A 23,549-nucleotide genomic window follows, 5' to 3' on the forward strand; every position below is an offset into this window, starting at 1 on the left:
CCGTATATGCGTACAATGTTCCTTTTAGGAGATTAAGTCAGTCGAGCTTGCGTGCTGTCAAGTGAAAATGGCGGGTATAACGTGTCGTGATATAGTTTACATTTCTGCAGCATCGCCGGATGGAGACGCGTATCACCATCGGCAAAAACGTTAGACGAATCCGCAAGATTCGCGGTATTACCCAGGAGGAACTCTCCTTCCGAAGTGGTTTTACCCGCGCTTATTTGAGTGAGTTAGAGAACGGCCGCTCTAATCCTACTATCTCGTCGATTGAAAGGATTGCTCAGGAATTGGGCGTAACGATTATCGACCTAATTAGTTCGCCCGATTCCTCCACAACGGACCTTCCGGCAGCTCATTCGAAAAAGGTTAGGAACCGCTCTGGATCGTAGTCAAGCGCAATAGCTAACGCTTCGATCGTGTCGACTGTCGGGGAGCTCTCCTCCCTTTCCAGCTTTCCAACATAATTGCGATCAAGCCCTGCCATTTGGGCTAACTCAAACTGCGACAACCCGGATCGATGTCGGGCCAAACGCAGATTACGGGCGAAAATGCTTCTCAATCTCATCACGCCCGTATTTTCCAAACGGTGCGACAGCCCTCCACCTACTATAGTGGGCAATCTGACAGATAGTCATTTTCGTCGCACCAATCCGAGGGTAGCGTGACGGCATTTGAGCACGGAGAGATTTATGAATCGATGCGTCCCGGACCCATTCAGGATTTTCAACTCGGCGATTACCCAGGCAGACGAACCTAAGCAAGTCGCTCGTGCTCTATACCAGCTCGGAAGCCGCTTTGGCTTTAAGGCGCTTTCAATCTCTGAAACGCTTCCAATCTCCTCCGACCAACCACCGCACGAGACACTCGCTGAGTACTGGCCAGACGACTGGCCCATTGAAGATACGCGACGGTGGCTTTCCTTGCACCTAAGATATCGGTGGATCGGGCTGTTACCAGGCTCCCTTACCCTCCACACATCCAGCCTATCGAAGCAGACTCAATCAGAGAATCGTGAACAGGTTGCGATAAACACGGCCAGATACCAAGACGTCATGTTTGTACCCCTGCCGCAGTCTGACGGACGCTTGGGAATTGTCACCTATTTCGGGCAACGGAGAGATGATAGCGCCGCGGCGACGATGCTTCTTGAGGCGGGCGCATTCATTGCCTTTCAACGTTTCCGAGTATTGAAGAATTCATCGGGAACTTACATCCTGACCTATCGACAAAGGTTGATTTGCAGTTTTCTGGCAATTGGAAAATCGTCAGCAGAAATTGGCTCTATCCTGGGCATCACTGAGGCGACCGTGGATCAGCATGTTCGCAATTGCAAAGAGCGATTGGGAACTTCTAACAGAACTTCAACTGTCATCGAGGCAATTAGGCGTGGACAACTTTTATCTGTTCCGCTTCCGATATCTGGCTCTTCGCGTGAGCCGATCTGATGCCGCAATTGTTCATCAAATCGACGTTTCGCGTGCCAAGCGACTCACGATCTAGTCGCTTTCGATCCCGTGGTGTGACCTTTATGCCTTGCGGTTGCGGGTAACCTAGCATTATTGGGATAGCTGTGATTGGGGCAGCGGGTAGCACGCCTAGCAGCTATCGCCTCCCTTCATAAAGACGATCATCTGCCGCTCTGTCGAGAGCCCTGAGGCAGGCGCAAGAATGGCAGACCTCTGGCATTGAGCCCGCTTTAGCGTAGCATATGGACACTCTGATCGAGACGGTCCGGAACGAACCATCGGTATTACTTCCGTCGTGTGGTGAGGGCGAAGAATGGCAACGAATGGCCAGACGTTACAATCGACTTTCAAGCAGGGCGCCTGTCGAACCGTTTCGCGTCGCTCCCGGACATGGCGATACACTCAGGCTGATCTCGTTGAGCGAAGTGGGCTGAAGAAGGAGGAGACGTCGTTTACCTCCAAACGGCACCTTGTTCTTCTCAATCTGAAGGGAGCGTCGGAGGAAGGAGAATATTTTATTGACGGAAAGAATGCCGGTTTTGTGCCTCGAAAGCCCGGCGCAGTGCTGTTCGTGCCGGCCGGCTGCCATTGGAGCGGCTGGGAGGCCGGTGCACCGACCGCAGCTTATCTATCGATCAGCGTCGATCCGTCTTTCGTATCACAGCTGATCTCGCAATCACCGACGCAGGTATTGCCATCGCTTGTTCCAGATCTCGGCTTCGAGGACCCGATCATCATGAATGCTGCCCGAGCGATCGGCACGGAGATCGATGACAAGAATCCCGCGGGTACGATGCTGATTGAAGGTTATGTCACGACGATATTCGCACAACTGATGCGAAAACGGAGTTTCGCGCAAAGTCCAAAGAAGGGCGGAATTGCGCCGGCACTTCTCAGTCGCGTGATCGACAGGATCGACGACCAGCTTGCAGACAACCTTTCCTTGACGGACCTTGCGAGCATGGCGGAATTCAGCGTGCCGCATTTCTGTCGGGCGTTCCGGCAGTCTATGGGCTGCTCGCCTTACTCGTTTATCATTCGACGTCGGATCGAACGGGCCAAGGACCACCTGCGTCACACAGCGATGACGATTACTGAAATCGCACTTTCATCAGGGTTTTCCGATTCCAGCCATTTCTCCAACATTTTTCGGCGCGAAGTTGGAATGACCCCGCTTGCCTACAGGGCGAGCTGGCCAAGCAAGGCCAGCGACTGATTTCTTGATCGGATCCCACAGCCCTATCAATTAGCAACAAGCGCGCACTTGCGTAGCAGAGGCATCCTCGGAAAAACAACCGAGGGGCAATATGACTATTCAACAGAGTGTCGGCGTATTTCGCGCGACCGCTGATGACGTGCAACCAGCATTGCGCGTCATCGAACTCAAGAAACAATTCGGCCCGGTCGAGGTTCTAAGAGGCGTATCTCTGACGGCCCGGCGCGGAGACGTGATCTCAATCCTGGGGAGCAGCGGATCAGGGAAGAGCACATTCCTGCGTTGCCTGAACTTTCTGGAGGCGCCTACTGACGGTGAAGTCTGGGTGTCAGGTCGGCATGTCAGGATGCGGGAAGGGGTTGCAGGACAGCGGGAGATAAATGCGCTTCGTGCCCGGCTCGGCATGGTCTTCCAGACATTCAACCTCTGGTCCCACAAAACGGTTCTCGACAACATCATTGAAGCGCCGGTCCACGTTCTCGGCCTCTCCAGGGGCGAGGCGATCGAACGCGCAGAGGCATTGCTCGTTAAGGTCGGGCTGGCGGATAGACGCAATGCCTACCCGTCGCATCTCTCCGGTGGGCAACAGCAGCGGATCGCCATTGCGCGGACGCTGGCGATGGAGCCGGAGATCCTGCTGTTTGATGAGCCTACATCAGCGCTCGATCCCGAATTGGTGGGTGAGGTCCTTAAGGTCATCCGGGCTCTGGCCGAGGAGGGGCGGACAATGCTCGTCGTGACGCATGAGCTCGGCTTTGCCAGGCAGGTGTCTGACCGCATCATGTTTCTACATCAGGGTCAGGTCGAAGAGGAAGGTAGCCCAGACACCGTCTTCGAAGACCCGTCCTCGCCGCGGCTGAGGCAGTTCCTGGCATCCCATGTCGGAGCCCTGCGGTCATGATGAACATGCAGGGATTTGCCGACCAGATCGCGATCGGCGCCGTTACGACATTGCAAACCGCGGCGGCCAGCCTCGTGCTTGGCATCGGCCTCGGTCTGTGCGGGGCTGCTGCAAAACGCGCAAGCTCGCGAGCGACAAGATCAGTTGCTGGCGCCTACACAACGATTGTGCGTGGTGTCCCAGAACTTCTCATCATCCTAATCCTGTATTTCGCAGGTACGGCCGCACTCTCGGCCCTGTTCGGCCGCTATCTCGAGGTCGATGCGTTTGCTGCAGGTGTTTTTGCGCTGACGATAGTGTTCGGGGCTTACGCGACCGAAGTATTCAGGGCGGCCATCCAGGCGGTCCCGGCCGGACAGATCGAGGCCGCCCGGGCTCTCGGGTTGTCGAGGATATCAATCTGGCGCCTCGTCATTTTGCCGCAGATGTGGCGCTACGCATTGCCCGGCCTGGGAAATCTCTGGCTCACTCTTCTGAAAGACACGGCGCTGATCTCGGTTGTCGGGCTGGACGACCTGATGCGCAAGGCAAGCGTCGCAGCTGGAGTGACCCATGACCCGCTGACATTCTATTCGGCCGCTGCCCTGGTCTATCTTTTGTTCACCTCAATATCGCTTGTTGCGCTCGCAGCCCTCGAGAGACGTTCGTATCGCGGCATTCGCACCGCGTGATCGGAGAATAATCATGAACCTGTCGCTCATCCTCGATGTGCTGCCGCTGCTCGCCGATAGCATGGTCCTTACGGCAAAACTGACTATAGCCTCGATCATCCTTGGCGCTTTTATTGCATTACCACTATCCCTGATGCGCGCGTCGTTGACGGCTTTCCTATCCTTTCCCGTCCTCGCCTACACATTCGTGTTTCGCGGCACGCCGCTGCTCATTCAGCTGTTCCTCGTTTATTACGGAGCAAGCCAGATGGATTGGATAAGGTCGAGTGCCGCCTGGTTCATTCTGAGGGAGCCATTCTGGTGTGCATTGATTGCGTTTTCGCTCAATCATGCGGCCTACACGACCGAGATCCTTCGCGGAGGGATCAGGGCAGTTCCGTTTGGCGACGTCGAGGCAGCTAAGGCGCTCGGCATGTCCTATGCGTTGCGAACGCGGCGAGTGGTTCTGCCGGCTGCGATCAGGCTCGCATTGCCTGCATATGCCAATGAAGTTGTGCTGATGTTGAAGGCAAGCTCGCTTGCAAGCACGATTACATTGATGGAGTTGACAGGCACCGCACGAAAGATCGTCGCGCAGACATTCTCTCCCTATGAGGTCTTCATCTCTGCAGCGGTTATCTATCTCGGCATCACATTGGTGATCTCATACGCCTTTGCGCACCTCGAGCGGCATCTCGCGAAACATCAGCAGCGCAATGCCCAAACTGGAATGTTCTGGTTTGCCGAGATGATCGCAACTTTACGCCCGCGTTTGCGAGGGAGTGTGTCGCGATGACGACGATGCTAAATTCACGGCCGCTCCTCGACCAGACAGTTATGTGCGACGATGCAACCTTGCGAGGAAGTTGCTACGAGATTGATCTGGAGGCAATTCGGCATAATTATCGCCAGCTTCGAGCACATCTTGGCGGACACGTAAAAATCCATGCCTGTCTGAAACGGAACGGATATGGCTGCGGTGCAGGACCGGTCGCCGCCGCACTCGCAAGTGAAGGTACTTATGGCTTTGCCGTCGCATCGCTAATGGATGCGATTGCGATCCGACGCGAAGGCGTTTCAAATCCAGTTCTTCTTTATCCGGGCTCAGGCATAGCCGCGGCCCGAACGATTGACGCGCTTGGTCTGACGGTCAGCATTTCGAGTATCGACGAATTGCGGCAATGGAGATCGGTTATCGGGCGGCTACGTGTGTTCCTCAAGGTCGACCTGGGTTTTTTCCGTGCCGGAGCGACGCCGTTGTCTGTCTGTGAATTGCTTGCAGCGGCCGCGGATGATCCTCGGGTTTGCGTAGAGGGCATGTACGCCCATATGAGCGAACTTCCAACATCGGGAACGCGGGCTGCCCGAGAACAATTCGGCAGGATGCGTGCGATCGTCACGCGCGCGGAACGCCGTGGCCTTCGCCCGCCACTCGTCATGATGTCGAGCACTGACGGCGTGTTGAACCATCCGGAGATGGACTTTGATGCCGTCGATCCGGGGGCTCTGTTCTTCGGCGTCGCGGAAGGGACCAAGGGGCCTCGCTCAATGCCTTTGCAACCTGCGCTGAAGACTGTTCGCACACGGCTGGTATCGGTCAAGCGCACGGATCGATCGCTTGGGACCGTTCCAGATGTTGCCGGATTGCGTCGAGGAATGCTGCTTGGCGTTATCGGAATGGGATGGGGAGATGGCCTGCCCAGGCAACTCCCGCCAAACATCACCGCGCTCGTGAGAGGACGACGTGCGCGACTTCTACCACCCAGCCATCTCGAACACATTCGGATCGACTTGAGCGATGTCCCTGACGCTCGCTTTGGCGATGAAGTCGTACTGCTCGGAAAACAGGGAGATCAAACGATCACCCATGAAGAGATTGCATTCCAATGGGGAACGGACGTCGTCGGGCTCTACGGCCTGCTTCGGGATCACATCCCGAAAATCTACCTCTAAGCAAACCAACAAGAAGGGGAATATCATGAGAAGATACATCATCGTAATTCTGCTGTCCTTGATTCCAACGGTTGCGTCGCAGGCGAATGCGCAGCAGGAAAGGCATGTTAGGATCGCGACCGAGGGCGCATTCCCGCCCTGGAACGCGGTCGATAATTCCGGCCAGGCAATCGGCTTCGATATCGATGTCGGCAAAGCAGTCTGCGAGCGCGCCAGGCTCAAGTGTGATTTCGTTACTCAAGCTTGGGACGGAATTATTCCGGCGCTGACAGTGGGGAAGTTCGACGCTATCATGGCGGGCATGTCGATCACCGAAAAGCGGAGGCAAGTCATCGCGTTTTCGCGGCCTTATGCCCTGACGTCCAACTATTTCGTCGTCGCTCGGTCCAGCGATATTGCACCGCTCGGTTCTGATACAAAGATCGATCTTTCGGCCAATTCAGAAGAGAACAATGCGTTACTACGGACACTAAAAACACATCTGCGGGGCAAGGTGATCGGCGTGCAGGGCTCGACCAACGCCGAAGCGTTCGTCCACGAGTATTTCGGTGAGGCCGTCGAGATCCGTATTTACGACAAGCAGGATAATCTTAATCTCGATCTCGTAGCAGGCCGCATAGACGCCGGACTGGCCGATTTCTCGGTATGGAAGAGCTTTCTAGATACGGCGGATGGTGCTGCGGTTGAGCTTTACGGACCTCGTCTGTCAGGCGGCCTCTTTGGCCCCGGTATCGGTATCGGCTTGCGAAAAACCGACGACGAGCTTGCTGCTAGATTTGATGATGCACTTGTATCCATTTCCCTCGACGGAACATTGAGGCAGATTAGTCTTCAATGGTTTGGAGCTGATCTCGTATCGCAATAACCTGGCGACATCGGTATAAAATATGACTCCCTGATCCCGATCTGATCCTTTGGCGTTAAACTCGAAGGAGGGCTCCACCGATGGCGGAGCCCTCTCGACGTCAATTCCGGGTGGCTCAGGACCACATAAGCTCCAGAGCGCGTTCCCTTTCTACTTCAGCAAATGTTGCATTTTAGCCCAGAACGATTTGACTGGCGGGAACTTCTAAATTTGTCGGTTGGCGAAGAACGCTGGCCACTCAAAATCACCGCTCGATTCATCAAGCGAGGTAGGTCTACCGAAGGTTAGGTGGATGGAACTTCGCCGTTGCTGGCAGATTGGACATTGCCACTTCAAGTTTGCATATCTACCGAAGCGGTGACGCTCGGCATAGTTATCTGCACATGGTGCCGTTTCGCAGGCTCAAATAGACGAAAAGGCTGGTCTTACGGATTGACATCTCGTAATGGCGAAACAAATGCTTTTGCGCCTGACAGAGGAGAACACTGATGGCCGACGAAACGACTACCGCAAACCCAAACGGCGTCACGACCGATACGCCTGCTGCAGCCCCTGCTGCAAAGAAGGTGCGTGCACCGCGCCGCCCGAAGGCCGTCGCAGAAGCAGCTACCGCTGACGTGTCCGCCGCGGCGCCGGAAACGCCGGCCAAGAAGACCCGCGCCAAGCGTGGCTCCAAACAGGTTGCCGCCAAGGCAGAAAAGAGTGTTGCAGAGCCTAAGGCGGCTATCCGCGTGCCACGCGCCACAAAGGCTGCATCTGCACCGGTCACTGCCGGCGACGATATCGGCGATCTGATCAAGCTCGAGGAAGAAAACAAACAACTACGCAAACAGCTTTCCGAAAAGCTGCGCGCGGAAAATGCCGATCTGCGCAAGCGCCTCGGTCAGGGTTGATAGCGGGCGTCAGGGTTTCGATCTATCACGAAAGCCCTACATCCCGATGCAAGTTCGCCGGGCCTGTAATCAGGCCCGGTCAATCCGATCCGCTGCAACGCGACGCTGCAGCCATGCCAAGGTTAGAATGCGATGAGAACACCATGGAGATTTGTAGCTGACCTGGTATCACGTAAGCCGAAAGCGCACGTAACCGACGACAATCGCCCGCACGCGACAGAGACACCGGCTCTTGAGTATCGACCAGCTGTTGAAGAGACATTTGAATCTGCGTCTTCTGAACATGCCGTTGAGGTCGGGCAACCGAACGAAGCAGAAGCTCCCACCTCGGCGCCAGATCTAATCCCAGAGACCCCGACAGAAACAGGACAAACCGGCCGTGCGCTGACCGCGACAGCTCCCTCTGTCGCAGCCGATGACGCGGTCTTAACACCCGCGGCGGTCGAGAGTGTCAACGTTTCTCATGTTGCCCTACAGGATAATCCCGATCGTCTCGTAACTCCTCGAAAGGTAGCAAGACCGAAAAAAGCCAACTCACCCGATTCGAATGAAATTGAAGTCAGCAAGGCGGATGCGGACGCAGCAGCTCCAGGGGGCAAACCGAAGACAATAGTCGAGGAAATGACAGCGCTCGACACAGAGGTAGAGATTTTACGTCGGCAGCTTTCGATAAAGCTAGCCGAGCAGAATGCCCTATTGCGCAAGATGCTCGAAAGGTTTGAGAGAAACTAACCGGAAAGCGCTAAAGTCTCGGAGAGCCCGAATGCCGGGGATGGTACGGAGGCAAACAGCACGAGGAGCACTCGCTCCGTTTCGTCCGTCCATTCCTGATCGACAAGGCAATAAGCGGTTTACTTATTGGCCATAGGGTCCGAACCAAGTGTCTATCCGCTGCGCAATTTCCATAGTTTTCGGGCAATTTTGAATGACCACGACATTTGATTCCGATATTTTCAATCTCGCGCCAATCGCCATGTGGATCGAAGATTTCAGCGAGGTGAATACGCTGTTCGATCAATGGCGCGCAGAGGGCGTCACCGACATCAGGTCCTTCCTGGCGCAGGATCGCGATCGCATCGTTGCATGCTCGACCAGGATCCGGATCCTCGACGTGAACGCCAAGACGCTCGAACTGTTTGAAGCTGACAGCCTGGAGCATCTGAGATCAAACATCGCCTCGGTTTTTCGGGACGATATGCTGGACACCCATATCAACGAACTGGCTGCGCTGTTCGAAGGAGAGAGGACTTTCTCCAGCACGACGGTGAACTACACGATCTCGGGCCGGCGGCTTGATATCCAGTTGCGTGGCGCCGTCCTTCCTGGCCACGAGGAAGCTCTCGACAAGCTGTTGCTCACGACCGAGGATATCACGGCTCGCGAGGACGCAAGACGCGCAGAGGCCGAGCAGCGCCTACAGGCGGAGGGCGTGTTTGAGCATTCGCCCGTGTCACTGTGGATCGAAGACTTCAGCCGGATCCGTGCCCTTACTGAGGATATTCGCGACCGTGGTATTACCGACTTCCGGACGTTCATGGATGTGCACCCGGAATTCGTGCATCAATGCATGAGCGAGATCGGTGTCATCGACGTCAACCAGGCAACGCTGGATCTTTTCTGCGCGAAGGATCGCACCGATCTGCTGCAGCGTCTGGGCGAGGTCTTTCGTGATGACATGGAAAAGCCGTTCCGCGAACAGCTGATGGAACTGTGGAACGGCAATCTCTTCCACCATCGTGAAGTCATCAACTACGCGCTGGACGGATCGGTGCGCCATATTCTCCTGCATTTTTCCGTTTTTCCAGGCCACGAGAAGGACTGGTCGCGCGTCCAGGTGGCGCTAGCCGACATCACGGCACGTAAGAAGGCAGAAGCCTATCTCGAATATCTCGGCAAACACGATGTCCTGACCAAGCTGTATAATCGTGCTTTCTATGCCGACGAGATGAACCGGCTGGAGCGCAAGTCGCTGCGGCCCGTGTCGGCAATCGTCATCGATCTCAATGGCCTGAAGGAGGCCAACGATCAGCTTGGCCATGACGCCGGCGATGGACTGCTTCGGCGCTTCGGTGAAATTCTCAACGGCGCCGTCTCGGCACCAAACCACGCCTGCCGGATCGGTGGCGACGAATTTGCAGTGCTCCTCCCAGGTGCCGATGCCAAGGCTGCCGGCACGATGATAGAAACCATCACGGAGCTATTGAAGATCAACAACCAGTTTTATTCCAACGCACCGCTCAGTATGTCCTATGGCGTCGCGACCAGCGAAGCGGGAGAAACGATGGAAGCGGTGGTCAGACGCGCAGACGCATTGATGTACGACCATAAGAAGGCACATTACGCCAACTCAGATATATCGGGCGAGGAATTGCGCAATAGGGCGCGCCCACGCTAATCCGGTTGCCGGAAGGGACCTCGTTCGACCGCGACAAATTATCCTTCGGGCCGCGTCAGAGAAGATCTAAGAAATTGTCCGATGAGGATGATCTTTTCGCAGATACTGGACGGCGATCCAAACCTCGCCAGCCACCGGATCGACCGGCGCAAGTCCGAGATCCGGAAGTACCCCGAGAAGAGTGTCGAAGTGTTCAGCATAGCGACGCCCAAGGGGCGGGAACGAGGGAATACTCGACACGATTTTTCCCGACAAAGGTAGGCGCAGGAGGCTTTGGCAGAGCAGAAGCCGGGACCGACTGCACCCGGCAAAATCGTTCGGCAATCTGCGCCTTCCACAAGGCGCTCTTTCTCTGTCGCCTTTTTCGTTCTATCCGCGACCTGTCACAAGCAAGCGAGCATTCCGGATGATCCGTCCCAATAGAGACGGCTGGCTTGTATCAATCGACAATGCCACGTCTTCAGACACTGGCTGCATCACCTCATCGAATACGGGGGGGATCCTCGCAACCTCGATTTGGGTCGCGATCGCCGCCGCGACGGCGACATGGGTCACCGTCCTTTCATCTGATTTTACGCCGACTGTGAGCCGCCCGCCGGCACGGATCTTATCCACCGCTTTCTGGGCGGCGGCCTGTACATCGTCGGCTTCGACGAGGGAGGTCTGTGTGACAAGATAAAATGGCATGGGTTCCGAGCTTTTTCCGTCATGCATTTCATTGTCAAAGTGTCTTGGTCAAGGCACAGGCGGGCCAATCAGAGCGACGGACGATAAAAATAATGCGTCCTCGCTGTTGCCTCAAACTACTAAGTCCGATTCAGGTCAATGAAGACGCTACGATCCAATCTTCTTCTCAACGCCATCCAAGCTCAGGCCCTCATTTTGCAATTCTCAATCCGTGGCGAATGAAGCAAAAAGGGTGCTCGACCCAGATGGGAGTGCTTTTTTTGCTCCCGGGTATCGCCAAATACCACGGCGAAATCCCGCGGACAGGACAATTGTGAACAGGGATGCTTCTGGAGATATTGTTGACGGATGACAATTTCATGTCGCGATGGAAGGTTTCGGCTGATAGACCGCGCCGCTATCCAACGTGTTGAGTGAGATGACATGGCCATCAGTCCCGAAGCCCGCAGAGCTATCGCAAAACGCGCAATCGATCGTGCGGCGGCTCGAGGCGAGCCTATCGATGAAGATCCCGCTGTCGTTGCTTTGCTGGAGGAGTGGATACGCGGCGAGATTGAAATGAAGACGATGCGCGACTCCTATCTCGATATACTCGCGCTTCGGGAAGCCGAGCGCCGGGGCCGTTTTTCAAAAGTGCAAGTACGATCGGAGCCCGACGCTTCCTGATTGTCGATAGACTCCGGTCTACCGCTAATGCAGCCTCCGGTTCTGCATCAGAAATAACGTCGATGCCAGTTCATCGTCGCCATCCCGAGGTCACTTGCGCTTGGCGTCAAGCTCGGTGGCGAACTGGACGGTACGGCCCGATGCCGGACAGGCAGGAGATAAACCGACGATTGGCAGCTTCCTTCGCTCTATCGTAGGGTCACAATTGTGACACAGGCATCACCTACGGAAATTCGCCTCAGCCAAGGTTGAGCAGCCGTTGATTTCGGCTATCCTGTGTTAACATTGTCAAACACGCGTATCGTGGAAGCGCTCTTTACGGCGCGCTTGACGTCTCGTCAGACGCAGGAAAGTAACTTGAAAAACACCATCAATCGAGCACAGCGCAATTTCGTTGTCGAATACAAGTCGAGAGACCGCCGTCCGAAGGTGGAGGGGAAGTCTATATGGGGCGACACGAACTTCAAGGCGCTTGCGCAAGCTGTTGCCGATGACATGCCACATGCGGACATCGAACCGGAATGTGCTGGTAGAAGCGACCCGCAGCAAGAGAAAATCGTCGGTAGAACCGATGACCATTTGCCGGCGCCTGGCAAACCACCTGAAGCCGAAATTACGACGATGGATTTGCCGATGTGGGCGTTACCGGTCGACGACGCCGAAACGCTGATTGTTTTGCCGACTACGTGTGAGTCTAAAAATAAAAATCCACGAGAAACTGCATTGGTTCGCAAGGCGAGGAAAATTCAGGCACCCGAGACCTTCGCGGCGGCAGAAATACTGGGGCCTACTTCATCATTCGACCACTATGACATCCTCACTGTCCTCCAAATGGAAAATCAGCGGCTCAAACAGCTTCTAGCGGAAAAGCTCCGGTCGGAAAACGAGCTGATGCGAGCAATGCTGCAGCGGTTTGAGGCATAAAATGACAGATATGGATCAACCGCCTTACCGTCGCGTGACCACACTGCCCTGGGTTTCGGCGCCCATCAGCCGAATCTCGACTGCATTTTCCCCCGGATCACATTTTGGGGCGCCGAAGCGCCCCTATTAGCGGTTGCTGCTGTCGCCAAGGTAGGGCCAAGACAAATCTTTCACGGACTACCCTGAAGCTTCCGCCCTCGATACTGCATGCCTGCTCGCCAGATTTTTTCAATCGATCGTGAACCCGTCGTCAGCCAGCGCCTTGTTCAGATATGAGAGCGCCACATAACAACAACGAACATTTTAAAACTGATCTCCGTATTCGAGATCAGATAATTCATGCGCTTTATCTCAAGCTGAAATCTGAAAGGGAGACGCGTGAAGCTCTTCTCGATGCGTCCCAAGCGGGGGCCGGGCCAGAGGTTCTGGAAGCCATTGCATCCGATCCTATCCCCGTGATCGATGACTTGGGACAAGAAGAGACGGTAAGAGCGCTCGTGGACCGGTTTATCCTGAGATCGGATATGCAGTCGGTTCAAAACAGCGGCACTGGCCGGTGACGCGTGATGCCTAGCAAGGTTCCTGCCTATCAAGCCAAGCGCGATTTCAAGAAAACCGGAGAACCTCCGGCGACGTCGAGGTTCGGCTATCGAAGCGCCTTCGGTTCGTTATCCAGAAGCATGATGCCACTCGCCTCCACTACGATTTGCGACTGGAGCTTGATGGCGTCTTCAAATCCCGGGCCGTCACTCGCGGCCCATCGCTCGATCCGGCCGACAAGCGGTTGGCGGTCGAGGTCGAAGACCATCCCCTCGACTACGGTGACTTTGAAGGCACGATCCCGAAGGGCGAATATGGCGGAGGCACCGTCATGCTTTGGGATCGCGGTTACTGGGAACCCGAAGGCGACATATCGCCCGAGGCGGCCATGAAGAAAGGCGATCTCAAGTTTGTTCTCCATGGCGATCGCTTAAAAGGCAGCTTCGTGCTGGTGCGGATGAAGAAGGATCGCGATGGCGGCAAACGTACCAACTGGCTGCTGATCAAGCATCGCGACGATCATGCCGTCAGCAGCAGTGGTGGAGCGATCCTCAATCGGGAGAAAACATCGGTCGCCTCCGGCCGCGACATGGCAGCAATCACGTCGGGCAAGGGGCGCAAGCCGAAGCCATTTATGCTGAGCGAGGCAGCTGTCGACGCTGACGCCGTCTGGGATAGCAGTATTGGTTTTGCCGCAGAGGAAAGGAGCGACCGGAAACTACCCGCATCGAATCCAGACAGGCGCGCAAGCAAGGCTTCAATGCCGGCATTCATCCCGCCGCAACTCTGCAAATCCCAGGATCGGCCACCCTCGGTAGCCAGTTGGTTGCATGAGATCAAATTCGACGGCTACCGCATACAGATGCGCATCGAGGCAGGCAGGGTTCAACTGAAGACGCGTAAGGGCCTGGACTGGACGAAGCGTTTTAGTGCGATCGCTAAGGACGCGCAGGTGCTGCCGGATGCAATCATCGATGGCGAGATCTGCGCGCTCGATGACAGCGGCGCCCCGGACTTCGCGGCACTCCAGGCAGCCTTGTCGGAGGGCAGGACCGACGATCTCGTCTATTTCGCATTCGATTTGCTTTTTGCTGACAGCGAGGATCTGCGTGACATGCGGCTGGATGAGCGCAAGTCCCGGCTGGACGCTCTGCTGGCCGATGCCAAGCCCGGTCCACGTGTCCGCTTTGTCGAGCATTTCGAGACGGGAGGAGACGCGGTGCTTCGTTCGGCCTGCCGGCTGTCACTCGAAGGCATAGTATCGAAGAGAGTTGACGCGCCTTATCGATCAGGCAGAAGCGATAGCTGGATCAAGTCCAAATGCCGGGCAGGGTATGAAGTGGTGATCGGTGGCTACACCACAAATGGCAGTCAGTTCCGCTCCCTGCTGGCGGGCGTCTATCGCGGCAAGCACTTCGTCTATGTCGGGCGGGTCGGGACCAGCTTCGGCAATGGCCGGGCCAGAATGTTGCTCGACACCTTGAAGCCACTGAAAACCGCACGGTCCCCGTTCACCGGGATTGGCGCTCCCAAGAAAGAGGAAGGTATACATTGGGTAAAACCGGATCGGGTTGCCGAAATTGAATTCGCCGGCTGGACGGCCGACGGGCAGGTGCGGCAGGCCGCCTTCAAGGGCTTGCGGGAAGACAAGCCGGCGAGCGAGGTTACGGCCGAAGAGCCCGCACCTCAAGCGCGGGCCACACCGATTGCCGAGCGCAATGGCAAGGCCACGACAAAGGTGTACGGTCGGAAAAGTGCGAAGGCCGAGGTGATGGGCGTGCTGATCTCGAACCCGGACAAACCGCTCTGGCCGGATGAGGATCCGCCAGTCACCAAGCAGAACTTGGCACTCTATTATGAGGCCATCGGGGCGTGGATGATCGACCATCTGCGCGGCCGGCCATGTTCCGTTGTCAGGGCGCCTGACGGGATCGACAAAGAGCAGTTTTTCCAGCGCCACGCCATGACCGGCACTTCCAACCTGCTGGAGCTCATCGAGGTTCCCGACGACAAGAAGCCTTACCTGCAGGTCGATCGGGTCGAAGGCCTTGCAGCGCTGGCGCAGGTGGCTGCCGTCGAACTCCATCCGTGGAACTGTCAGCCGGGCAAGCCGGATGTGCCCGGCCGTCTGGTCTTCGATCTTGATCCCGGCGCCGATGTGGCTTTCTCCATGGTTGTCGACACCGCCCGTGAATTGCGCGATCGACTGGATGATCTGGGTCTCGTCAGCTTTTGCAAGACGACCGGTGGCAAGGGGCTTCATGTTGTCACCCCGCTTGATGCCGGCAGAGGCAAATCTGTCGGTTGGGAGGAAGAGAAGGATTTCGCCTATCGCGCCTGCCAGCAGATGGCTGAGGATCAGCCGGATCTCTATCTGACGAAGATGGCAAAGAAGCTCAGAGGAGGGCGGATCTTTCTCGACTATCTGCGCAACGATCGAATGGCGACGGCGGTCGCGCCACTGTCAGCACGAGCCCGACCGGGGGCAACTGTATCTCACCTGGGTCCAAGTAAAATCGGACCTCGATCCCAAGCGGTTCACCATCCTCACCGTTCCGGCCATTCTGAGCAAGAGCGACGCCTGGAAAGACTATGATCAATCCAAGCGCTCGCTCGCACAAGCGATCAAGCGGCTCGACGGGAAAGCCTGATTTGCCAGTTACTTTTTCTTCGACCGGCGATTGTCAGCTTCGACTGACTTTCTGAGGGCGTCCATGATATCGATGACGTTGCTCGGTTTTTCAGCCTTTCCAGGCTCGGACGTTTTTGCCGCCGTGGGCTTTCGGTGCTTCTTTTTTGATTTGATGATGTCAAGAAGGTTTTCCTGAACGGGGTCCGAGACCATCTCGGCATCCCAATGGCGGGTCTGTTTCTTGATCAGCTTGCGAATGAGCGGCAGCGCGTCCTTGTCCGGCTTTGCCTTGCTCACACCATCGAAATAATCTTTTGCGTCGCGCACCTCATCGCCATAGCGAAGCGTCCATAGGACAATGCCTTTGCCTCGTGGATCAAGCATCACGGCCCGCTCGCGGCGGCCGAGGACGAGCCGGGAAACTCCGACCATTTTTTTTGCATCCATTGCAGCACGGATGACGGCAAACGCTTCTTCGCTCACTTTGTCGTTTGGCGTCAGATAATAGGGCTTGTCGAGCCAGATCCAGTCGATTTCATCGCGGGGCGTGAAAATGGAGATGTCGATCGTCTTCGTGCTCTCCAGCGCGACATGCTCGAGATCGTCGTCCTCCAGCATGACGTAATCGTCTTCGGCCCGCTGGTAGCCCTTCACCTCATCCGGCTCGCGAACAGCTTTGCCCGTGACCGAGTCCACGTATTGGCTCAAGACACGATTGTTCGTCGCGCGGTTCAGCGTATGGAACTTGATCTTCTCACTATCGGAGGTTGCCGGTGTCATTTCCACCGAACAGGTAACGAGCGATAGCTTGAGATAGCCTTTCCAGTAGGGACGCAGTGGCATCGCGGTTCAGCTCCTTATCCGGCTTTGCGACGAGACGATCCGGCGGATTTGGACTTGCCGCTCTTGGTCGCTGTCTTCCGGGTGGTGTTGGAGTTGGCGGATTTCCGCTTGGTCGGCTTTTTCTGGGCCGCGCCGGCGCTGTCCCGCAATGCCTGGAGGAGATCGCTCGGCTTCGATGCCTTTGGTGCTTGAATCTTTTTGAACGGTTTGCCCTCGATCTTCGCCTTCACCAACTCGGCGAGAGCTTCCTCGTAACGATCATCGAAATTTGACGGGTCGTAAGAGCCCTTCTTCGTAGCGATGATATGAGCGGCCAGGTCGAGCATTTCCTTGTCGATATTGATGTCCGCCACGTCCGCGAAGACCTCGTCTGCCGGTCGCACCTCGTAATCGAAATTTAAGGTGGTTCCGATCAGGCCATCGCCATGGGGTCGGATCAACACCGTTCGAAGCCGGCGGAAAAGCACCGTGCTGGCAATCGCCGCCACCTGGGTCTCTTTCATTCCGTCACGGAGCAAAGCGAAGACCTCTTCTCCCATTTCCTGTGGCGCCAGATAGTAGGGCTTGTCGAAATAGACATCATCGATCTCGTCGCACGGGATGAACGCCGTTATCGCCAAGGTCTTGTCGCTGGCGGGCACTGCAGCGGAGATCTCGTCCGGCTCCAGTACGACATAGCGGCCATTGCTGGTTTCATAGCCCTTGACCTGATCGTCGTGTTCGACGACATCTCCGGTCTCGCTATCGACGAATTCGCGACGCACCCGATTGCCAGTCTTGCGGTTGAGGATGTTAAAACTGATCCGCTCGGAGGACGAGGCAGCCGTGTAGAGTGCTACAGGACAGGTGATTTCGCCAAGCCTGAGGTGACCTTTCCAGTTGGCGCGTGGCGATGTCATGTCCCTTTGTCTCCGATACAGCCGTTGCCCATTAACAGGACAAGCGCTGAATCGTTCCGGTTGCTTTGTCGTTGGGAGCGAGGGTACTGATCCCGTGGTTCTGATTAAATACGTGGGACAGAGGTTCGATCGTTGTCATGAGCCAAGGCCATTGGATGACTGCAATCGCTCATCGTGGTAGCACCGAATGTGCTCTGCGATAGGACGGTCAGATTTGCCCACCCAGTTCGATATGTTTTCCGACGATCTGCCTATAGGTGAGGTTTCACCCCGGCCGCGGGGTGAACGGCCGGCGGGACGACAGATGACGGAGGCCGAAATGGTCGCGCATCTGTCAGCGTCCGGTCGCTATCGTGTCTTGCGGAAAATTGAGCCTCTCGAAGTCGTGGCCTTTCCTCGCCCCGAGTTCTCTCTGAAGGGAGTCATCCTGGACACCGAGACCACGGGTCTCAATCATCGCAACGAGGACATCATAGAAATAGGCCTGATCGCCTTTACGTTCGACGAGCGGGGAGGGATAGGCGACGTAACAGGTGTGTATGGCGGCCTGCAGCAGCCCGGCAAAACAATACCGCCTGAAATCACCAAGCTGACCGGCATCACGGACGAGATGGTTTCAGGGCAGTTGATCGACATGCAGGCCGTGCGAGCCATGGTCGCACCTGCTGATCTCATCATCGCCCACAATGCCGGTTTCGACCGCCCCTTCTGTGAAGCTTTCTCATCAGCGTTCTCGGACAAGGCCTGGGCATGTTCGAACTCGGAGATCGACTGGTCGGCACGTGGCTTTGAGGGTACCAAGCTGGGTTATCTCATCGGTCAGGCCGGATATTTCCACGATGGGCATAGAGCGGTCGACGACTGTTTCGCTTTGCTGGAGGTCCTCGATCGAAAAACGGGGCCTGCCGCCTCGACGCCTTTTGCCGAGCTTTATCTCAACAGCCAGAAATCCCGTGTCCGCATCTTTGCCGAAAACAGCCCGTTTGATCTGAAGGATCACCTTAAGGCGCGCGGATACCGGTGGTCGGACGGGAGTGAGGGCCGGCCAAAGTCATGGTGGATTGAGGTCGATGAACACGATCTCGCCGACGAACTTCACTATCTCCGGACTGATATATATCGTTATCCGGAAGCCGATCCGCCAACCAAGTTCCTGACGGCCTTCGACCGGTTTCGAGCCTGATGGCACAATATTAGGCATTCGCTTCGGTCGACTTGCATCTATCGCATAGCTGAGTTGCTGTAAGCTATCTAACCGGAACTCTGGGATGCTGTATAAACAATCTCAACGAAGCGATGTACCTCCTCCCACAGAGCTTCGTATTTCAGGCGGCCCACTCCTCCTCGCAAGGGTAGCCTGAAGGAACAGCGGCATTCTTCCTCCCAGTCGCTGTTCAGCTATATTCGAAAAGCCTGCCGCACCTCCTCCCGCGGCAGGCTTTTTCGTTTCACTTACATGCTGAAATCCAGTTGCGGCTGAACCTGGCTGCCAGCGTCATCTTGGTCACTCGTGAGCGAAGACAGAGTTACGCCCAGCAATCGCACCGAGCGCCTGAACGGATAGACCGTTTCCAGAAGGCCTGAGGCGGCATCGAGAATGTCTTGGCACGTAGAAAACGGCAGGGCGGCGGTCCGGCTTCGGGTCGCCTGGCTGAAGTCCGAATATTTGATCTTCACGGTGACAGTCTTGGCCGTGATGCCCTTGGCTTCGCAATAGTTCCAGACCTTATCCGCAAGTGGCTTCAGCTCACGGATCGCACGATCAAGGTCGTCGATATCTCGGCTGAACGTGTCTTCGGCACCGACGGATTTCCGCACGCGATCCGGCCTAACCCGGCGATCATCAATGCCACGAGCGATGCCGTAGAAATACGGACCAGACTTGCCGAAATGCTGGGTGAGGAATTGTAGCGACTGAGCCTTCAGGTCGGCGCCGGTCTCGATCCCGAGTTTGTGCATCTTTTCCGTCGTGGCCGGGCCAACGCCGTGGAATTTCTTGACGGCAAGTCCCTCCACGAAAGCGGCGCCGTTCTTCGGCGTGATGACAGCCTGACCGTTCGGCTTGTTGAGGTCCGACGCCATCTTGGCGAGGAATTTGTTGTAAGAGATGCCGGCAGATGCATTGAGCCCAGTCACCGCTTTGATCCTGGCGCGGATCTCCAGTGCGATCTCTGTGGCGATCGGCATATGTTTCAGGTTCTCGGTCACATCGAGATAAGCTTCATCGAGCGATAGCGGTTCGATGAGCGGCGTGTATTCGGCGAAGATCTCGCGGATCTGCTGCGAAACGGCCCGATAGACCTCAAAGCGTGGCTTTACGAAAATCAACTCAGGGCATTTGCGCGCAGCGGTGACCGACGGCATGGCCGAATGAATTCCGAATTTTCGGGCTTCGTAGCTGGCGGCTGCAACCACGCCGCGTGCAGCAGCGCCCCCGACCGCCAACGGCTTGCCACGAAGCTCTGGATTGTCGCGCTGCTCCACCGACGCATAAAAGGCGTCCATATCGACATGGATGATCTTTCTGATGGTCGGAGAGGTTATGATATCCATCGATGTGATTTCAGCGGCTAGCTAGGCAGTTCATGTTCATATCTTTCCATGTCGAAAAGAACAAAATAGGAACATTTGTGGAGAGAGTCAAATAATGGGAATGCGATCCGCGGGCGGCATGTCACAATAGTAGCGATTGCTGCAGTGGTTCGCCGTCTTTCGCAACAATCCAGGCACCATAGGGCTCGCGGGACGAGATGGTAAGCGCATCGTCCGGCAATGGCCGGGCAAGAGCCTTTGCCTCATTCCGTGGTGCCCGCATCCAGACGTCGACCTCTTCTGGGGAAAGAAGAAGAACCAGCATCGCTTTCTCGTGGATCGGTTTCACCAACTCGTTCGAATCCGTCGTTAGGAAACCATAGAGATCATCGGTCGTCGGTCCGTCCTTCACCTTCCTCACACTTTGCCAATGCGGCACATGGATGCCGGCAAAGAACATCAGCGATGTTTGCTCATCGCGGGCGAACCAGGCATTTAGGACCTTGCCGCCCGGCACCTGGCTTTTCGGATCCTTCTCGGCAAAACTGGTGACCGGGACGACGCATCGATGTTCGAGCCAGCGCTTCCAGTGCGGAAATGTCAGCTTGCGCACATTGGTCGTGCCGCGATCCGCCTCCATGCGGATAAGGTCTTCGAGATCCGCAGTCTTGCCTTTGGCAATGAGTTTGTCGGCCTTTGCCTTTGCCGCCTTTTCGCGTGCGTAACGCGGCGAGGGCAGTCCCCATCGAGCATGGACAAGCTGCTTATTGCCGTTAGCGGTATTGCGCAGGATCGGCCCCATCTGATCCGGGTTCAACTGATAGGCCGCCATCGGGTTGATAAGGCGCTCAGCGTCCTTGGCCCATTGCGAAACCCAATCCTTGTCTTCCGTGCGATAGAGGTTGCAGATGTGGACGGCTCCTCCCTCGTCAGGATCTGAGCATACGGACAACGCGATTGCTTGCAATCAGATGTCCGGCCTGTTGATGCAGATTTAATCTGCTGGCCAAGATGGTGTTCGCTACCCGCGCCCCAAACACATGCGCGACGTTTTTTCGCCAGTGCAACCTTCGGACTGTCGCGGGTATCGACCAATCGGTGTTTCCATCTACTCGTTCCTGCAAGTTCGGTTACTCGGCCGTTCGCTCTGGAAAGTTGGCCGGATTGTTCAGGCTACACCGCAGCGGATAGTTCAGGACCTTCCAGCCTATCATAAACGCCGCCGGAGATCATCAGTCGCCAAGCGATGCGGGCGAACCTGTTGGCCAGCGCGACCGCGACTAATTTCGGCGGCTTACGCTCCAGCATTGCAGCGAGCCACCGTGAGGGTTTCGTTCGTCCCTTCCTCACATGTCTTAGTAGGGCGGTTGCACCGACAATGAGCGTTGATCGGATCGACGGATCGCCTGCCTTGGTGATGCCTCCCAATCTAACCCGACCACCGGTCGAGTGGTGTTTAGGGGTCAAACCAAGCCAAGCGGCAAAGTGGCGGCCCGAGCTGAAGTTTTCGGCCGGAGGGGCCTTAACGCTCAACATCGTTGACCCAATCGGTCCTATGCCTGGAATCGTCGCAATCCGCCTACTGACATCATCGGTTCGGTGCCACTTCATCAGCTTGGCTTCGACCTCTTCAAGCCTAGCCTCCACTGCCTGATATTCTTTCGCCTGAAGATTGAATAGCTCTCTCGCAAGCTGAGGAAGCGTATCATCCTCAAGTGTCCGCCTGATCAACGCGCTGACGTTTTGGCGACCAGATGGCCCAATGATGCCGAACTCAGCCGCATAGCTACGGATCGCGTTCGATAGCTGCGTCTTCATGCCAACCATCGGTTCCCGAACGCTCATCAACATGCAAGCGGCCTGCTGCTCCTTCGATTTTATAGGAACGAACCGCATCGACGGGCGGCTGACCGCTTCGCATAGAGCTTCAGCATCCGCTGCATCATTCTTTCCTCGTTTCACGTACGGCTTGACGTATTGCGGTGGGATAAGGCGCACTTCGTGTCCGAAGGCACTCAGTAAACGTCCCCAGTGATGCGAGCTGCCACAGGCCTCTATAGCGATCAAAGTGGGAGGCGTGTTCTCGAAGAACTTGATCATTTCCCGACGCCGTAACTGGCGGCGTAGTACGACACCTTCAGTTTGGTCGACGCCGTGCAACTGAAACACGTTTTTCGATGTGTCCATTCCAATCCGTATTAGGGTCTTCATGCTAAGCGCTCCTCTCGCTCATAGATCCATGGCAATTATGCCACGGATCTCCGAGGTCTCAGAGCCGTCCACACCAACACATGTCGGCTCCTCTTTGCCGATAGTGAACCAGCATGTCCGCGGCGTTTCAATAGGCGTAAGTAAAACCTTGGACCGCATTGCGTTGAACCCGCAGCCGTCGGATCTCCTCTGCCAACATCAGCATGCCCGCCCCGATCAGGACTACGATACCGTCGTCCCGGCCAGCGATCTCCGCCAGCTTGGCCATGTCTTGCATGAAGCCCGGCCGGATCGGAACGATGTTGCCGCGGAGTTCGAGGAGTTCCTGTTGCGCGCCAACGATTGCCATACCTCTCTTCAGCAGGCGTCTGCGCTCAAATGGCGTAACCTCGGCGGTCGAATTTGCGGCCTAGATCAGTTCAGCAACGAAGTTTGTCGTTTGTGACACGCAACACACCCTTGAAGATCGCCAGGAACCAGCCAGCATGTGATCCTGCATGCTATCCGCTTGTCTTTCCAGCGCCAGGCACGGCTACCATCGCCATTTACAGCGGTGTCGTTGACTGGTCCGACGCAGCATAAACAAATGATGATTGCTAGATTTAGCATCTATGCAGCTACGCCGGCTTCGATACAAAGAAGGCGGGTTAGGGCAAAAAGCATGGTTTTCTCATCATTCGATGTGCTGGGTTCCGACGATCTGACTATGTTGCGCGGCGTTCTTGACGATCTGTGCTGCGAACAGAAGCTCGACACCAAGGATCCGCAAACTCAGGCTGTCGCGCGAGACCTGATAAACTGGTGGCTCTTCGGCGTCCGCACGCCAGCGAACCTGAGGCAGATCCTTGAGCCTATCACCATCTGAATGTCGACTTGGGCGCGAATTATTCGCAATGCCCTTCGGCTTGTGAACAAATTCGGAAACACGTCTAAGTCTCAGATACGCCTGCTCACCAACATATCCCCGGAGACAGTGCTCGCGAAGAAGATGTTGTTAGCTGCATGGGAGCAGACAGAAACCTTAACACTATGATGGTGCCCGTCCGCAAATCCCCATCAGCACGAGCTTGCTTCCCGAATATTGGCGATCCAGCGAAACGCCTTGAAATGGAGGCGCGCAACTACAACCAAGATCGATTGGTCTCATCGAAAAGGGCCGTGTGCTGGCAGAACAGGGCCGCACTACTGACAAGGTCCCGGCCTGCCTGACCTGTCACGACAAGGCCAACACCAATCCCGCCTATCCGAAGCTCTCGGGTCAGAATTCAGCCTA

At 56.1% G+C, this 23,549-nt stretch carries 23 protein-coding genes and 1 pseudogene; 16 read left to right on the top strand and 8 right to left on the bottom strand.

Annotated elements, in window-relative coordinates; genetic code table 11:
• The first annotated feature begins 119 nt into the window (after positions 1–119).
• Positions 120–392 carry a helix-turn-helix domain-containing protein gene (locus FHP24_RS26450; protein ID WP_139679237.1) on the top strand — a complete coding sequence of 91 codons (273 nt, stop codon included), beginning with the start codon at positions 120–122 and terminating at the stop codon, positions 390–392.
• On the opposite strand, the gene FHP24_RS26455 is transcribed toward FHP24_RS26450, so the two are convergent.
• The gene (locus FHP24_RS26455) at positions 356–568 is read right to left on the bottom strand and encodes a helix-turn-helix domain-containing protein (RefSeq protein WP_139679270.1); all 213 of its coding nucleotides are present in this window, start codon (positions 566–568) and stop codon (positions 356–358) included. The two genes, FHP24_RS26450 and FHP24_RS26455, sit on opposite strands and share 37 nt — an antisense overlap.
• Before the next feature lie 487 nt (positions 569–1,055).
• Between FHP24_RS26455 and FHP24_RS28870 the strand changes: the two genes are divergently transcribed.
• The 10 genes from FHP24_RS28870 (at position 1,056) to FHP24_RS26505 (ending at position 10,342) form a co-directional block, all read left to right on the top strand.
• On the top strand, positions 1,056–1,448 hold the full coding sequence (locus FHP24_RS28870) for a helix-turn-helix domain-containing protein (protein WP_180356136.1): 393 nt from the start codon (positions 1,056–1,058) through the stop codon (positions 1,446–1,448).
• 334 nt (positions 1,449–1,782) lie between these two features.
• Complete coding sequence (locus tag FHP24_RS26465) at positions 1,783–2,685, top strand: helix-turn-helix domain-containing protein (RefSeq protein ID WP_139679239.1); 903 nt, start codon at positions 1,783–1,785, stop codon at positions 2,683–2,685.
• A 91-nt stretch (positions 2,686–2,776) separates the two neighbouring features.
• Positions 2,777–3,586 (top strand): ABC transporter ATP-binding protein, encoded by an 810-nt coding sequence (locus tag FHP24_RS26470; RefSeq protein ID WP_139679240.1) that lies wholly within the window; start codon positions 2,777–2,779, stop codon positions 3,584–3,586.
• Positions 3,583–4,257: an ABC transporter permease gene (locus FHP24_RS26475; protein WP_139679241.1), complete on the top strand. Its 675-nt coding sequence runs from the start codon at positions 3,583–3,585 to the stop codon at positions 4,255–4,257. Before FHP24_RS26470 ends, FHP24_RS26475 begins: the two co-directional genes overlap by 4 nt.
• Positions 4,258–4,270: 13 nt before the next feature.
• The gene (locus tag FHP24_RS26480; RefSeq protein ID WP_139679242.1) at positions 4,271–5,032 is read left to right on the top strand and encodes an ABC transporter permease; all 762 of its coding nucleotides are present in this window, start codon (positions 4,271–4,273) and stop codon (positions 5,030–5,032) included.
• The gene (locus FHP24_RS26485; protein ID WP_246091953.1) at positions 5,029–6,189 is read left to right on the top strand and encodes an alanine racemase; all 1,161 of its coding nucleotides are present in this window, start codon (positions 5,029–5,031) and stop codon (positions 6,187–6,189) included. Before FHP24_RS26480 ends, FHP24_RS26485 begins: the two co-directional genes overlap by 4 nt.
• A 25-nt stretch (positions 6,190–6,214) precedes the next feature.
• The gene (locus FHP24_RS26490) at positions 6,215–7,054 is read left to right on the top strand and encodes a transporter substrate-binding domain-containing protein (protein WP_139679243.1); all 840 of its coding nucleotides are present in this window, start codon (positions 6,215–6,217) and stop codon (positions 7,052–7,054) included.
• A 488-nt stretch (positions 7,055–7,542) separates the two neighbouring features.
• Positions 7,543–7,947, top strand: a complete 405-nt coding sequence (locus FHP24_RS26495) for a SyrB-like regulator (RefSeq protein WP_139679244.1) — start codon at positions 7,543–7,545, stop codon at positions 7,945–7,947.
• A gap of 132 nt (positions 7,948–8,079) precedes the next feature.
• Positions 8,080–8,679 (top strand): hypothetical protein, encoded by a 600-nt coding sequence (locus tag FHP24_RS26500; RefSeq protein WP_139679245.1) that lies wholly within the window; start codon positions 8,080–8,082, stop codon positions 8,677–8,679.
• 193 nt (positions 8,680–8,872) lie between these two features.
• Entirely contained in the window at positions 8,873–10,342 is a 1,470-nt protein-coding gene (locus FHP24_RS26505) for a sensor domain-containing diguanylate cyclase (RefSeq protein ID WP_139679246.1), read from the top strand.
• A 369-nt stretch (positions 10,343–10,711) separates the two neighbouring features.
• Here the strand turns inward: FHP24_RS26505 and FHP24_RS26510 are convergent, their stop codons facing one another.
• Entirely contained in the window at positions 10,712–11,029 is a 318-nt protein-coding gene (locus tag FHP24_RS26510) for a hypothetical protein (protein WP_139679247.1), read from the bottom strand.
• 423 nt (positions 11,030–11,452) lie between these two features.
• Here FHP24_RS26510 and FHP24_RS26515 point away from each other — a divergent pair, with 423 nt between their 5' ends.
• The 3 genes and pseudogenes from FHP24_RS26515 to ligD all read left to right on the top strand — a co-directional run bounded on the left by FHP24_RS26515 (position 11,453) and on the right by ligD (position 15,810).
• A complete protein-coding gene (locus FHP24_RS26515) occupies positions 11,453–11,695 on the top strand; it encodes a hypothetical protein (protein ID WP_139679248.1) in 243 nt (80 codons plus the stop codon).
• Positions 11,696–12,052: 357 nt separating this feature from the next.
• Complete coding sequence (locus FHP24_RS26520; RefSeq protein WP_139679249.1) at positions 12,053–12,619, top strand: hypothetical protein; 567 nt, start codon at positions 12,053–12,055, stop codon at positions 12,617–12,619.
• 566 nt (positions 12,620–13,185) lie between these two features.
• Positions 13,186–15,810, top strand: a pseudogene (ligD, locus tag FHP24_RS26530) (DNA ligase D).
• Positions 15,811–15,818: 8 nt separating this feature from the next.
• Here the strand turns inward: ligD and ku (FHP24_RS26535) are convergent.
• Positions 15,819–16,634 carry a non-homologous end joining protein Ku gene (ku, locus tag FHP24_RS26535; RefSeq protein ID WP_139679251.1) on the bottom strand — a complete coding sequence of 272 codons (816 nt, stop codon included), beginning with the start codon at positions 16,632–16,634 and terminating at the stop codon, positions 15,819–15,821.
• A 14-nt stretch (positions 16,635–16,648) separates the two neighbouring features.
• Complete coding sequence (gene ku / locus FHP24_RS26540) at positions 16,649–17,533, bottom strand: non-homologous end joining protein Ku (protein ID WP_139679252.1); 885 nt, start codon at positions 17,531–17,533, stop codon at positions 16,649–16,651.
• Between the two features lie 214 nt (positions 17,534–17,747).
• On the opposite strand from ku (FHP24_RS26540), the gene FHP24_RS26545 reads away from it, so the two are divergent.
• Positions 17,748–18,716 (top strand): 3'-5' exonuclease, encoded by a 969-nt coding sequence (locus FHP24_RS26545; RefSeq protein ID WP_180356137.1) that lies wholly within the window; start codon positions 17,748–17,750, stop codon positions 18,714–18,716.
• A gap of 269 nt (positions 18,717–18,985) precedes the next feature.
• Here the strand turns inward: FHP24_RS26545 and dinB are convergent, their stop codons facing one another.
• From dinB to FHP24_RS26565, 4 genes are all read right to left on the bottom strand, one after another.
• Complete coding sequence (gene dinB / locus FHP24_RS26550; protein ID WP_180356138.1) at positions 18,986–20,086, bottom strand: DNA polymerase IV; 1,101 nt, start codon at positions 20,084–20,086, stop codon at positions 18,986–18,988.
• A 121-nt stretch (positions 20,087–20,207) separates the two neighbouring features.
• Complete coding sequence (locus FHP24_RS26555; protein WP_139679274.1) at positions 20,208–20,975, bottom strand: SOS response-associated peptidase family protein; 768 nt, start codon at positions 20,973–20,975, stop codon at positions 20,208–20,210.
• Between the two features lie 263 nt (positions 20,976–21,238).
• A complete protein-coding gene (locus tag FHP24_RS26560) occupies positions 21,239–22,276 on the bottom strand; it encodes an IS110 family transposase (protein WP_139679253.1) in 1,038 nt (345 codons plus the stop codon).
• A gap of 127 nt (positions 22,277–22,403) precedes the next feature.
• On the bottom strand, positions 22,404–22,625 hold the full coding sequence (locus FHP24_RS26565) for a hypothetical protein (protein ID WP_139679254.1): 222 nt from the start codon (positions 22,623–22,625) through the stop codon (positions 22,404–22,406).
• 312 nt (positions 22,626–22,937) lie between these two features.
• On the opposite strand from FHP24_RS26565, the gene FHP24_RS26570 reads away from it, so the two are divergent.
• Positions 22,938–23,141, top strand: a complete 204-nt coding sequence (locus FHP24_RS26570) for a hypothetical protein (protein WP_139679255.1) — start codon at positions 22,938–22,940, stop codon at positions 23,139–23,141.
• The last annotated feature ends 408 nt before the right edge of the window (positions 23,142–23,549 follow it).

It is taken from the genome of Aliirhizobium smilacinae, from assembly GCF_006335145.1.
GTDB classification, from domain to species: Bacteria; Pseudomonadota; Alphaproteobacteria; order Rhizobiales; family Rhizobiaceae; genus Neorhizobium; species Neorhizobium smilacinae.